The 12,760-nt window shown below is 60.3% G+C and carries 13 protein-coding genes; 7 read left to right on the forward strand and 6 right to left on the reverse strand.

The genetic code is table 11. The annotated features are described in order from the left end of the window. Positions 1-2 precede the first annotated feature (2 nt). Together DUT91_RS00575 and DUT91_RS00580 are read left to right on the forward strand one after the other, a co-directional pair. Positions 3-485 carry a carboxymuconolactone decarboxylase family protein gene (locus DUT91_RS00575; RefSeq protein ID WP_114438443.1) on the forward strand — a complete coding sequence of 161 codons (483 nt, stop codon included), beginning with the start codon at positions 3-5 and terminating at the stop codon, positions 483-485. 91 nt (positions 486-576) lie between these two features. After that, entirely contained in the window at positions 577-849 is a 273-nt protein-coding gene (locus DUT91_RS00580; RefSeq protein ID WP_245419479.1) for an Atu4866 domain-containing protein, read from the forward strand. A 523-nt stretch (positions 850-1,372) separates the two neighbouring features. Here the strand turns inward: DUT91_RS00580 and phnN are convergent. Genes phnN through DUT91_RS00595 form a run of 3 tightly spaced genes read right to left on the reverse strand, consistent with a single transcriptional unit; the run spans position 1,373 to position 3,896 of the window. Beyond that, the gene (gene phnN / locus DUT91_RS00585; protein ID WP_245419425.1) at positions 1,373-1,999 is read right to left on the reverse strand and encodes a phosphonate metabolism protein/1,5-bisphosphokinase (PRPP-forming) PhnN; all 627 of its coding nucleotides are present in this window, start codon (positions 1,997-1,999) and stop codon (positions 1,373-1,375) included. After that, positions 1,996-3,135: an alpha-D-ribose 1-methylphosphonate 5-triphosphate diphosphatase gene (locus DUT91_RS00590; protein WP_114438445.1), complete on the reverse strand. Its 1,140-nt coding sequence runs from the start codon at positions 3,133-3,135 to the stop codon at positions 1,996-1,998. Before DUT91_RS00590 ends, phnN begins: the two co-directional genes overlap by 4 nt. Before the next feature lie 14 nt (positions 3,136-3,149). Then, positions 3,150-3,896 (reverse strand): DUF1045 domain-containing protein, encoded by a 747-nt coding sequence (locus tag DUT91_RS00595; protein ID WP_114438446.1) that lies wholly within the window; start codon positions 3,894-3,896, stop codon positions 3,150-3,152. Between the two features lie 161 nt (positions 3,897-4,057). On the opposite strand from DUT91_RS00595, the gene DUT91_RS00600 reads away from it, so the two are divergent. Further along, a complete protein-coding gene (locus tag DUT91_RS00600; RefSeq protein WP_114438447.1) occupies positions 4,058-4,981 on the forward strand; it encodes a sugar kinase in 924 nt (307 codons plus the stop codon). A 13-nt stretch (positions 4,982-4,994) separates the two neighbouring features. Here the strand turns inward: DUT91_RS00600 and DUT91_RS00605 are convergent, their stop codons facing one another. From DUT91_RS00605 to DUT91_RS00615, 3 genes are all read right to left on the reverse strand, one after another. After that, complete coding sequence (locus DUT91_RS00605; RefSeq protein ID WP_114438958.1) at positions 4,995-6,011, reverse strand: aldose epimerase family protein; 1,017 nt, start codon at positions 6,009-6,011, stop codon at positions 4,995-4,997. A 4-nt stretch (positions 6,012-6,015) separates the two neighbouring features. After that, a complete protein-coding gene (locus DUT91_RS00610) occupies positions 6,016-7,473 on the reverse strand; it encodes an NAD-dependent succinate-semialdehyde dehydrogenase (RefSeq protein ID WP_114438448.1) in 1,458 nt (485 codons plus the stop codon). A gap of 192 nt (positions 7,474-7,665) precedes the next feature. Continuing rightward, entirely contained in the window at positions 7,666-8,622 is a 957-nt protein-coding gene (locus DUT91_RS00615) for an AEC family transporter (protein ID WP_114438449.1), read from the reverse strand. A gap of 236 nt (positions 8,623-8,858) precedes the next feature. On the opposite strand from DUT91_RS00615, the gene DUT91_RS00620 reads away from it, so the two are divergent. From DUT91_RS00620 to DUT91_RS00635, 4 genes are all read left to right on the forward strand, one after another. Then, on the forward strand, positions 8,859-9,140 hold the full coding sequence (locus DUT91_RS00620; RefSeq protein ID WP_068882530.1) for an acyl carrier protein: 282 nt from the start codon (positions 8,859-8,861) through the stop codon (positions 9,138-9,140). Between the two features lie 91 nt (positions 9,141-9,231). Then, positions 9,232-10,410 (forward strand): beta-ketoacyl-ACP synthase, encoded by a 1,179-nt coding sequence (locus DUT91_RS00625; RefSeq protein WP_114438450.1) that lies wholly within the window; start codon positions 9,232-9,234, stop codon positions 10,408-10,410. 11 nt (positions 10,411-10,421) lie between these two features. Next, positions 10,422-11,699, forward strand: coding sequence for a beta-ketoacyl-ACP synthase (locus DUT91_RS00630; protein ID WP_114438451.1), 1,278 nt, complete (start codon positions 10,422-10,424; stop codon positions 11,697-11,699). A 32-nt stretch (positions 11,700-11,731) separates the two neighbouring features. Beyond that, positions 11,732-12,760, forward strand: a complete 1,029-nt coding sequence (locus DUT91_RS00635; RefSeq protein WP_114438452.1) for a zinc-binding dehydrogenase — start codon at positions 11,732-11,734, stop codon at positions 12,758-12,760.

Raw genomic sequence — 12,760 nt, forward strand, 5'->3', positions numbered from 1 at the left:
TGATGGGTTCTCGCTTTCAAATTTCGCATCCAACAGTCGCCATTGCGCTCCTGCTAGGCGCTCTTTCCGGGCCAGTCCTGGCACAAACGACGGAGGAGCGTCTGAAGCGCGGCGACACCGTAATCAGGGGCCTGAACAATGGCGTCCCGCAGTCCACGCTGGAAGGCATGAGGCAGGAATTTCCATTCCTCGCCGATGCAACAGAAGCCTACGCATTGGGCGACGTGTGGTCCCGTCCCGGCCTCGACAACCGAACACGCCAACTCGCCGCCGTCGCTGTATTCGCAGCCATGGGTGAGCCCGCCTTCATGAAGATTCATGCCGGCTATGCGCTCAATATCGGCGTGTCAGAAGATGAGTTGAAGGAGGTCATCTACATGGTGACGGTTCCAGCCGGCTTCCCCCGAGCGATAACGGCATCGCAGACGCTCTCCAAGCTATTTGCGGAGCGGCGCCGCGCTGCTCCCGGCCAACAACAACCCTGAGGAACTCGCTATGAAACGGATCTCAATGCTTGCCGCCGCCGTGCTTTTTGCGAGTGGGGCCATCCTGCCGATACAGAAAGGATTTACCCAGATGAATTCCCAGCAAAGCGCAACCAGCCAACCTGCCCAAACCCACCCCTATGTCGGCATGTGGGTGACCGCCGACGGCCATATCCGCCACGAATTGCTGCCGAACGGCCGTTATGACGAAGCGCGCGGAACGCGTGAGAGCGCCTATCAGGGCCGTTATCTCGTCACCGGCAACCATATCGATTATTGGGACGATACCGGTTTTACCGCCGACGGAGAATTCATCGACGGCATATTGCACCACGGCGGCATGATCCTGTATCGGGAGAAATAGCGGCTACGGCATAATCCCTTGAATCATTTCGATTTGAGGGATTGTGCAGCAAGTAGTGTGCGAGGCCTCACACGCTGCTGAAACAGGAGCTTACCTGCCAAATATCGCACCTCGCCCGCGTTTTCGCGTCAGGTAATCATCCCGACATAGCACATCGCGCTAAGCATCGCGACACAAAGTGCCGCAGTGAAGTAAAATAAAATATTGTTGAATAGTTTAACCATCAGCTACACAACGCCTCTTTACATTGATTCAAGAGGCCCGGCTGGGGCGTTAGCTGCGGGTTGGGCCGGGCCTCAGAACTGATGAAACATCAGCAATATAAATATTCACTTAATTTTATGAAACGTCTAATAATAATTAAACGCGCTATTCCTAAACTGTGGATAATTCACAGACTCACGTCCATACGTAGCAAGACTCAACTTACACCGTACTGGTTATATGCAAACACCAAACAGGTGCTGAATGTTTTTCTTCAGAAGAAGAAAACCGCACGTCCGAAATGGTGCCGCAGGTCCGATCAGATCTGTTCGCAGATGGCGGCGAAGGCTGCGGCCTTTTCCAGGATGGCGATGAAACGGTTGCCCGCGATTTCCACCGGTCCCGAATTGTCGAGCATGACCGCCGCATCCAACTCGGCTACCGCCTTGGCGCTGCGCCGCAACCGCTCTTCAATATCGGACGCATCCTCGCGCCCGCGCATGGCGAGACGGCGCGCCAGCACCTCGGGCGAAGCGCTGAGATGGACGACTGTCACATTGGCGTAGATGGAACCAAGGTCCCGAAGCAGGCTTCGCGAGACATTGGCGACGACCACCGAGCCGTTCTCGACATGATGATCGACCGATTTCGGCAGTGCATAGCGCAACCCATGCGCATCCCAATGCAGGCTGAACGCGCCGGATTCCAGCGCGGCGGCAAAAGCACGCTCGTCCAGCGTATCGTGCTCCTCTGCGTCCCCTGCGGCAGCGCGCGTCACGACCCGGCGCACGAAGTGGAATTCGGGGCGGTGTTGCACCCTTTCGCGCGCATAGGAAAGGATAGTGTCCTTGCCAGAGCCGCTCGGCCCGACAATGGCAACGAAGACGCCGTTTCTCAGCGGACGCGATTCGCCCATCGCCCGTTCTATCAGCCCTGTCGCCATCATATGACGCGAGCCCCCTGGCGCCAGACCGTTTTTATAAGGGGTACGTGGTCATCGACCCGTACCCGCACCAGATCGGCGCGCTTGCCCACCGCTATCTCGCCGCGATCGTCAAGTCCGACAGCCTCCGCGGAATTCTTCGACACGAGCCGCATCGCCTGCGGCAGCGAAATGCGGTCGACGACATCGCTCAGAAAGAATGCGGATTGCATCAGGCTGAACGGGATATAATCCGATGAAAGAATATCGAGACAGCCGTTCTCCGCCAGTTCCCGGGCCGATACATTGCCGGAATGGGACCCGCCGCGCACCACGTTGGGCGCGCCCATCAGCACCGATAGTCCTGCTTGCTTTGAAGCCTCGGCAGCCGTCAATGTGGTCGGGAACTCGGCAACACGTATGCCTTGCTCCACCGCCTCCCCAACATGGGCGACGGTGGCGTCGTCATGGCTCGCCAGCACGATGTCGCGCGCCCGGCAGGCCTGCGAGATCGCAGCCCGGTTGGCGGCAGAATTGCGCTGCGACTGCGCCATGCGCCGTTCGCAATAAAGCCGGAACTCTTCCTCCGACACTTTCATCTTGCGCATATAATAAACGCGGTAGGTTTCAGGATCGGTGAACTGGCGCTGACCCGGCGCATGATCCATGAGTGACGCCATGCGCACCCGGTCGTAGCCTTCAAGGAGTGAGAAGGCTTCCAGGCAATCGGGCGCCGAAACCTCGCAGCGTAGATGCAGGAAATGCTCGGCGCGAAGCCTGTTGCTCTTCATGCCGTCCGAAATGGCATCGGCAAGCACCCGCATATCTTCCACACCCACCTCCGCCTCATCATCGAGGCCGACACGCAACGCGTCGAAAACCGTGGTGATGCCGGAAGCGGCGATCTGCGCATCGTGGGCCTGGACGGCGGCGATTGGGTTCCAGCGCACCTTGGGGCGTGGCGCATAATGCCCCTCCAGATGATCGGTATGAAGCTCGATCAGTCCCGGCGTCAGGAAATCGCCTTCCATGTCTTCGCCGGCGGCCGTGGAGCCTTCGCTAATATCTGCGATTTCCCCGTCACGAACGAGCACGGAACCTGCAAGCACCTCGTTATCGAGAATGATGCGGGCATTCTTCAGTATAAATTCATGCGGCATGTCAGCACTTTTCTTCAGGCACTCTCTTTGCGACCGGCTCGAGTACCGGATCCCGGCCCAGACCCAGGCGACAAGGGCACGGCCAGCGGATGGAGGGAATGAACCTCGAACGGCGCACCGGGCTCGGCTTCGACAAACAGCGCAAGATTGGCGATCTCGACCGGTTCGCTCAGAACGGGTTCGAAGAACTCGTCCAGCATGCGTGCGACACGAAGTCTATCCTTTTCCTCGACACGCCCTGTCAAAGTCATATGGAAACGAAAATCCTCAAACACATAAGGATAGCCCCATTGTTCCAGATTTCTCAACTGGGAGATACTTAAAGTTTCCGGTCGCCGCCGCGCCCTCTCCGCATCCGTCGCCGGAGCGCGGAAACGGTCGAAGGCGACGACGATGTCGTTCGCGAGCTGGTCGAGTTCCGGCAGCGGCTCGTCCGGCACGAGCGCGAAAAAATGTCCGAGCGCGGCAACTTCCAGCCGCGGGATCGTCACGGGAACGGCAGACGAAGCAAAATGCATCAATGCCGACAGGAGCTCGCGTTCGGTGATGTCTTCATTGAGCCGGAAAGGCGCCTTCAGCGTCCCGTGGAAACCATAGCGGCGCGGCTCCAGTGTCAGTCGCGCAATCTCGTCGGGCTCGAACGAGCGGAACACCGGGGTCTTCACCGCCGCCCCACTGAAAACATTGCGTCCGAGCCAGTTGGCGGCGACCTTGCTGAGCGGGTCGCCGGCCGACGGCGTGAAATAGATCGCGTAGCGCATACCCGATTCCCTCGTTCCTCCTCTTGTTACATGCAGATTATGACAAGCCAACAAAGGAAATGGAGCAATCCATCCCAAGGCAATCCGCAGATGGGCAACTGCGGGCTGGCCTTTTGCCCTCTGCCTGATTATGGAAAGGCAACGGAACGCAAGGGTGAAAAATGAGCGGATTTGCATCAATCGGCGAATGCATGATCGAACTTTCAGGCGCCACGGGCGACAATTGGCGCATGGGCTTTGCCGGCGATACATTCAACACGATCTGGTATGTCCGCGCTCTGGCTGCTCCGGATTATCCCGTGGACTATGTGAGTGCCTTCGGCGACGATCCGTTCTCGGTCAAACAGCGCGATTTCTTCGCCGCAAACGGCATTGGAATTGCAGCGAGCCCTATCATATCGGGCGCCTGTCCCGGCCTTTATGCCATATCGCTCGATGGCGCCGAACGCTCCTTCACCTACTGGCGCAATGACGCCGCCGCACGGAAGCTGGCCGGCGACCGCGAGGCGCTGGCCGCAAGCCTGAAAGGCCGCGACATCGTCTATTTCTCCGGCATCACTCTTGCGATTTTGACGCCGGTTGACCGCCAACTCCTGCTCGAAGCGGTAAAAAACGCACGTGAAAACGGCAGCAAGATCGCATTCGATCCGAATTATCGCCCAAGGCTTTGGGACAATGTCGAAACCGCACGCTCTGCGATCAGCCAGGCCATGCGCCTTGCCGACATCGCCCTCCCCACCTTCCCGGATGAAAAGGATCTGTTCGGCGACGCCACGCCAGCGGCCACCGCTGCCCGTCTATCGGCATTGGGCGTGAAGGAAATCATCGTCAAGGACGGCACTGCTCCCGCTCTTGTTTCAGTGCAAGGCCGCGAAGACTGGATAGAAGCCGTGCCAGCCAACGCCGTCGATACGACGGGCGCTGGCGACAGCTTCAATGGCGCCTATCTCGCTGCTCGCATCAATGGCCTCGCCCCCGCCGATGCGGCAAGACGCGCCCATTGCGTTGCGGCCCGCGTCGTCGAATTCCACGGCGCGCTTGCTCCCATGGAGGAAGCACGCGCGGCGTTTGAAAAAACCATGTGAGGCGTGAGCGGCTTTATTCCTTGCTGAAGCTGTAATGCGTCGTCTGCGAATAAACTTCACCCGGACGTAAGATCGCCTGCGGAAAATATGGAAAACTCGGTGAATCCGGCCAAATCTGCGGCTCGAAGCACAGACCGGCATAATTCTCGTAAGGCTTGCCGGTCAGTCCGACCGCCGGACGTGCCAGCGTATTGCCCGCATAGAACTGCACGCCGGGTTCGGTAGTCAGCACATCGAGACGGACGCCGGATTTCGCGCCCTTGGCCGCAGCACACCATTTGAGCGGCCTGCGCGCGGCGGCGAGGCAGAAATTATTGTCGTAGACGACCTGCTCGCCGTCCTTCTCCCGCCGCACCGGGCGGAATTCGCGAAAATCATGGCTTGTGCCTCCGACCGGCAGAACCCGGCCATCCGGCATCAGCGCCTCATCCGACGGAAGATAAGCCTCGGCCCCGATCATCACCTGGTGATCGAGAATGTCCGTTTCGCCGCCATCGTCGAGATTGAAATAGCTGTGATGGATCAGGTTGCAGATCGTCGGCTTGTCGGTCACCGCCTCAAGCCGCACGACCAGCGTTCCTCCCGGGCTCAGCATATAGGTGCAACTGACATTGAGATTGCCGGGAAAGCCCATTTCGCCGTCGGCGGCCAGAATGGCGAGCGTGACGTAATCCGGCCCCTGGCCGGTCACCCGCCAGACGCGCTTGCCCAGCCCCTTGCGCCCGCCATGCAGATTGTGCTGGCCGAGAAAATTGCGGTCCACCGTGTAGGTGGTGCCATCGATGGTGAAGGTGCCGTTGCGGATGCGGTTGGCCGATCGCCCGGCGATCGCGCCCATATGCGGCGAATGCGCGGGATAATCCGCGAAATTTTCAAATCCCAGCACCAGTGGAGAGACATGCCCCTCCAGCCGCAGATCCTGAATGGCAGCTCCCCATGTGAGGACTTTTGCAGTCAGCCCCCCGCCGGACAGCGTTATACGATGAACCGCTTCGCCATCCGGCGTCGTACCAAAAATCTCTGATATCACGGTGTTAAAGCCCCAGTCCGCCGATGCAGACATATTTCGTGTCGAGATAATCCTCGATGCCCTGATGCCCGCCCTCCTTGCCGAGGCCGGATTCCTTCAAGCCGCCGAAAGGTGCTTCAACAGCGGTGATCATACCCTCATTGACACCAATCAGGCCGTATTTCAGCCCTTCCATCACCCGGAAGGCGCGGCCGAGATCCTGCGTGTAGAAATAGCAGGCAAGGCCATACTCGGTGTTGTTGGCGAGTTCGATGGCTTCCTGCTCGTTCCTAAACTTGTAGACCGGCGCGACGGGGCCGAAGATTTCCTCCTTGGTGAAACGCATGCGCGGCTTGGCGTCGGCGATGACGGTCGGCTCGAAATAGGTGCCGCCGAGCGCGTGGCGCTTGCCGCCGGTCAGGATCTTGCCGCCCTTCTTTTCGGCGTCGGCGATCAGTTCCTCAACCTTCTGCACCGCTTTCTCGTCGATCAGCGGCCCCTGCTGGGTGTCCGCTTCGAGCCCGTTGCCAACCTTCAGCTTTTCAGCTGCCGCCGCCAGCTTCTCGACGAATTTGCCATAGACCTTCGACTGCACAAAGAAGCGATTGGTGCAGACGCAGGTCTGCCCGGAATTGCGGAATTTCGCGGCGATCGCCCCCTGGACCGCGCGATCGACATCGGCGTCGTCGAAGACGATGAACGGCGCGTTGCCACCGAGCTCCATCGAGACCTTCTTGACCGTGTTGGCGGCCTGCTTGATCAGGATCTTGCCGACCTCTGTCGAGCCGGTGAAGGTGATCTTGCGCACCAGCGGATTGCGCGTCATCTCTCCGCCGATCTCGGACGCCGAACCCGTCAGGATATTGACGACGCCCTTCGGTATGCCAGCCTCCTCGCATAGAACGCCCCATGCGAGACCCGAATAAGGCGTCTGCGTCGCCGGCTTGACGACCGCCGTGCAGCCGGAGGCCAGCGCCGGCCCGATCTTGCGGGCGAGCATCGAGGATGGGAAATTCCACGGCGTGATCGCCGCGATCACCCCGACCGGCTCCTTCGTCACCATGATGCGGCGGTCGCGCCAAGGCGACGGCACCACATCGCCGTAGATCCGGCGCGCTTCCTCGGCATACCAGAGGATATAGGCGGCGGATGAGCCGATTTCGCCCTTGGCCTCCGTAAGCGACTTGCCCTGTTCGAGCGTCAGCAGTTCGGCCAGTGCATCCTGGTTCTCAATGATCAGGTCGTGCAGCTTGCGCATCAGCTTGGCCCGCTCGGCGGCGGTGGTCTTTTTCCAGCTTTCGAATGCTTCCGCCGCTGCCTCGATGGCGCGCACCGTCTCCGCCTTGCCGGCGTTCGGTACGGTTCCGATCTTCAGGCCCGTCGCCGGGTTGATGACATCGATCGTCTGGCCGGAATCGGCTTCCACCCATTCACCAGCGATCAGATTGGCCTGTTTCATGAAATAGCTGGTCTTCTGAAGCATTGCTGTTCTCCTTGAGGCATGTCCGGCACGTCGGCCGTTTGCATCCTCTCCAACGTCGCGAATTTCTCACGCCCGTTTCTGCCGAATGTCAAGGACGAGTATCTTGCGCGTGAAGATAGCTTGTCCACCCTCTCCGCCGCAAAACCGCTTTGGCGGCAATCACGATTTGATTAGCGTCTGTTCCAAGACAGCTCAGCCGAACACATGCGTGGCGATCGATATCCACAAACCAAGCGTCAGCGCGGATATACCGGTGGCGATGACCATCGAGGTGGAGGCGAGCGCCTGCCCGGTGCCGAAGCGGGTAGCGATCAGATAGGAATTGATGCCGGAGGGAAGTGCGGCGGCCGTGACGGCGACCTTCGCCGTCAGGGGCGGAAGCTGCAAGGCCCAGGCGACAGCCAGGACGACCGCCGGCATCAGCATCAGCTTGATCGTCGCAGTGAGGAACGCCGCCCGCACGTTCCCTGATATGCCGAATTTCTTCAATCCCATGCCCATCGCGAACAGCGCCACGGGGCCGGCGACCCCGGCCAGCGTATCGATCAGGGTCGAAGCGAATTGAGGCATCTCAAGGCCGGAAAACCGCCACGCCCATCCGGACAGGATGCCGATGACAAGCGGATTGCGCAGAAGGCTCCTGAAGAACGATTTTATCGTCGCAGTCAGATGGGTCTCGCCGTGCCCTATTCCGTCGCGTCGTGTGGCCCATTCGTTGAGGGCGATGGACGTCGCCATCATCGACGGCATATGCACCGAGATGATGAGTGAAATGATCGCCACGCCTTCATGGCCGAATACGCCCAGCATCAGGGGCATGCCAAGGAACACCAGATTGGAGAACGCGCCTGACACACCGGCGACCACGCCCGCGCGGCGGTCGCGGCCGAACACGGTGCGTATCGCCCCGTGCGACACCAGCCACGCCCCGACCACACCCGAGAAATAGGCCACCCACAGCGCCCAGGGCGCACTGCCGTGAAAATCCGCCGAGATCATGGTGCGAAACAAAAGCAGCGGCGTCGCCACGACGAAAACGAAGTCCGAAAGTCCGTCGCCGGTGGCTTCGCCCAGCACCCGCAGGCTGGCGGCAGCATAGCCGATGAAAATAATGCTGAAGATGATGAATATCGTTCCGGCGAGTCCCATCTATCCCGGATATGGCTTGATATCTCCGGATGCAACCGGGAAAACGAGGGATACCCTTTAGCAAACACTTTACTGAACGCGCTTACGTTGTCGCGCGCGGGACGTCAGCGAGGCCAAAGACCGCCGCTGGCGGAGCGTCGGGCTTTACATCTTTCCCTAATGCGTGAAAAACGCTAGACACGCGCGAATTGATCAGAAAACGCCGCACAAGGCGGCGCAGGAAAAGGAACTACAAATTGTCATCCACGTTCGACAAAGTCGCCGACATCATCTCCGAAACCAGCGAGATCGACCGCAGCACGATCACGCCCGAAAGCCACACGATTGACGATCTCGGCATCGACAGCCTCGATTTCCTGGATATCGTCTTCGCCATCGACAAGGCATTCGGCATCAAGATTCCGCTCGAAAAATGGACCCAGGAAGTCAATGATGGCAAGGTTCCGACGGAAGAATATTTCGTCCTGAAAAATCTCTGCGCCAAGATCGACGAATTGGTGGCCGCGAAGAAGGCTTGATCGAAGCATGATTCCAAAAAGTTGAAAACTTTTCGGACAAGATCATGCGGCTAGAAAGCGGCACCGGGCGGCGGAACAGACGGCGGAAAACATGCAGAACAACAAAGTCCTCATAACCGGCATCGGTATCGTGTCCTCGCTCGGCGAAGGGCTCGATGCCCATTGGAACGCGCTTGCGGGGAAACCCGAACCGAAGCTCGAAACCGAGAAATTTGCGCCTTATACCGTCCATCCGCTGGGCCAGGTGGACTGGAACCTGCAGATCCCGAAGCGCAGCGACCAGCGCCAGATGGAGACATGGCAGCGGCTGGGAACATACGCGGCCGGTCTCGCGCTCCAGGATGCCGGCATCAAGGAAGACGAGGCCCTGTGCTCGACCATGGACATGGTGGTCGCCGCCGGCGGCGGCGAGCGCGATCTCGCGGTCGACACGCTGATCCTCGCCGAGGGCCGCACCAGCAATGATCGCGGCGTCATGCTGAACCAGAAGCTCTCCACCGAGCTTCGCCCGACGCTGTTCCTGGCGCAATTGTCCAATCTGCTGGCTGGCAACATCTCCATCGTCCACAAGGTGACCGGCTCGTCGCGCACCTTCATGGGCGAGGAAAGCTCCGGCATTTCCGCTATCGAAACGGCTGCCGCGCGCATCCGCTCCGGCCAGAGCACCCATGCGCTGGTCGGCGGGTCGTACAACACCGAGCATTTCGACATGCTGCTCGGCCACGAGCTTGGCGGCTATCTCAAATCAGACGGCTGGGCGCCGCTCTGGCAGCGTGAAGGCAGTGCCGGCGGCGGGCTCGTTACCGGTTCTGGCGGCGTATTCCTCGTGCTTGAAAGCGCCGAACATGTCGCAAAGCGCGGCGCGCGCGCCTATGCCGAGATCGAATCGATAACCAGCGGGCAGATCCGTCGCGGCCGCGACGATTTGAAGAAGACCGTGCAGGACATGCTGAAAAAGGCAGCAGGCGGCGATGAAGCCCCCTTCATCGTCTCCGGCGCATCCGGCGCCCACGCGCCGACATCGGCGGAAAAGGCGGCTCTCGACGCACTTTCCGGCGCCGCGCGCGGCATATCAGGCATTACCGGTCATCTGCGCGAGGCGCAGTTCCCGCTTGCGGTCGCCATTGCGGCAATCGCCGTTTCGAAAGGCGAGGCTTTCGCCCCCCTCGAAGACGGCGAAAAGCCGCTGGACAAGCCGGTTTCCGCAGCCATCGCCACCACGATCGGGGTCACGCGCGCCGAAGGCGTTGCCCGCCTCGTAAAGGTTTGAGGAGCAATCTGATGACGAAATACACAGATCATCTCGGCCGTCCGATCGTCGCTGTCACCGGCATCGGCATCGTCTCCTCGCTCGGCCAGGGCAAGGAAGACAATTGGACTGCCCTGACCGCCGGGCGCTCCGGCATCCACGACATCACCCGGTTTCCCACGGAAAACCTCAACACCCGCATCGCCGGCACGGTGGATTTTCTGGCGGAAAGCACCGCTGGCGCAACGCCCTTGTCGGAGAAGCTCGCAGCCCTCGCCGCCGAAGAGGCGATTGCGCAGTCAAACCTTCCCATGGAGGATTTCGGCGGTTCCCTCTTTATCGCAGCCCCTCCGGTCGAACTCGACTGGAAAGGCCGCTTCGCGCTCGACCGGACCACGATCGATGACGGCGAGACAAGTTACGAGTTGATGCTCGCTTCCTGTCGTCGCAAGCCGCTCCCGGATTTCTTCAATACGACCCAGTTCGGCTATATTGCCGAGCGGATTGCTGACAAATTCGGCACCCGTGGGCTGCCGATCACACTTTCGACCGCCTGCGCATCCGGCGCAACCGCCATTCAGCTCGGCGTCGAAGCCATCCGTCGCGGCGAAAGCGACCGTGTGCTCTCGATCGGCACCGACGGTTCGGTTTCCGCCGAATCGCTGATCCGCTTCTCGCTCCTGTCAGCGCTTTCGACGCAGAATGACCCGGCGTACAAAGCAGCCAAGCCCTTCTCCAAGGACCGCGACGGCTTCGTCATGGCCGAAGGCGCAGGCGCACTGGTGATGGAATCGCTGGAAAGCGCCGTTGCGCGCGGCGCGAAAATTCTCGGTTTCCTCCAGGGATGCGGCGAAAAGGCTGATGATTTCCACCGCACCCGCTCCAAGCCAGACGGCTCCCCGGCCATCGGCGCCGTACGCGCTGCTCTGGACGATGCTGGGCTTACCACAGACCAGATCGACTATATCAATGCCCACGGCACCTCGACGCCGGAAAACGACAAGATGGAATATCTGGCGCTTTCCACGGTGTTTGCCGACCGCATAGGTGCGATCCCGACATCCTCGAACAAATCGATGATCGGTCACACGCTGACAGCAGCGGGCGCGATCGAAGCGGCATTCTCGCTGCTCACAATCCAGACCGGCACGCTACCGCCGACCATCAATTACGACAATCCGGACCCCACCATCCTGCTTGACGTGGTGCCCAACGTGAAGCGCGAGCAACAGGTTTCGACCGTGCTCTCCAGCTCCTTTGGCTTCGGCGGACAAAATACCTGCCTTGTCATGGGCGCAGAACCGAACTAAGCGGTATCCTGGAATAGGGATACCGAAAACTTATGCGTGCACTACAGCTTATCGAAGACCGCCGCCTCGAACTGACCGACATTGCTCCGCCGCCGCCACCCCGCCCCGGCGAAGTGACCGTGCGCATCAAGGCCGTCGCTCTCAACCATATCGATGTCTGGGGCTGGCGCGGCATGGCCTTCGCCAAGCGCAAGATGCCGCTGGTCATCGGCGCGGAAGCCTCCGGCGAGGTTGAGGCGCTTGGACCCGGCGTGGCGAGCGTCCTGCCCGGCCAGTTGGTTTCGATCTATGGCGCGCAGACCTGCGGCCTCTGCCGTCCGTGCCGCGAAGGCCGCGACAATCTCTGCGAGCACGTCTCGGGCGTCCATGGCTTCCATCTCGACGGCTTTGCCCAGGAGAAGATCAATCTTCCCGCCCGTCTTCTCGTTCCCGCCCCTCCCGGCGTCGATGACATCGGCGCGGCAGTTGCCCCCGTTACCTTCGGCACCGTCGAGCACATGCTGTTCGACAATGCGAAGCTCGAGCCCGGCGAAACCATTCTCGTGCAGGCCGGAGGTTCCGGCATCGGCAGCGCGGCTATCCAGCTCGCGAAGAAGATGGGCTGCACAATCATCACCACCGTCGGCTCGGACGACAAGATCGAGAAGGCCAAGGCGCTCGGCGCCGATCACGTCATCAACTACCGCGAGGACCGCTTCGAGGGAGTCGTGCGCAAGCTGACGAAGAAGAAGGGCGTCGATGTCGTCTTCGAGCATGTTGGCGCCGATACCTGGGCGGGTTCGATGCTCAGCCTGAAGCGCGGCGGAAGGCTCGTTACCTGCGGCTCGACCTCCGGCGTTTCGACGAACATGAACCTGATGATGCTCTTCCAGCAGCAGCTGAAGCTGATCGGCTCCTTCGGCTGCCGCATGGAGAACATGGCCGACGCCATGCAGAAGATGGCGCGCGGGCTGGTCCACCCGGTGATCGATACCGTTGTCGGTTTCGAGGAAATCGATACGGCGTTGAAACGCATGGAAGGCCGCGACGTTTTCGGCAAAATCATCCTGCGCGTTAGCTGA

The sequence above is a fragment of the Paramesorhizobium salinisoli genome (genome assembly GCF_003335045.1).
GTDB classification, from domain to species: Bacteria; Pseudomonadota; Alphaproteobacteria; order Rhizobiales; family Rhizobiaceae; genus Paramesorhizobium; species Paramesorhizobium salinisoli.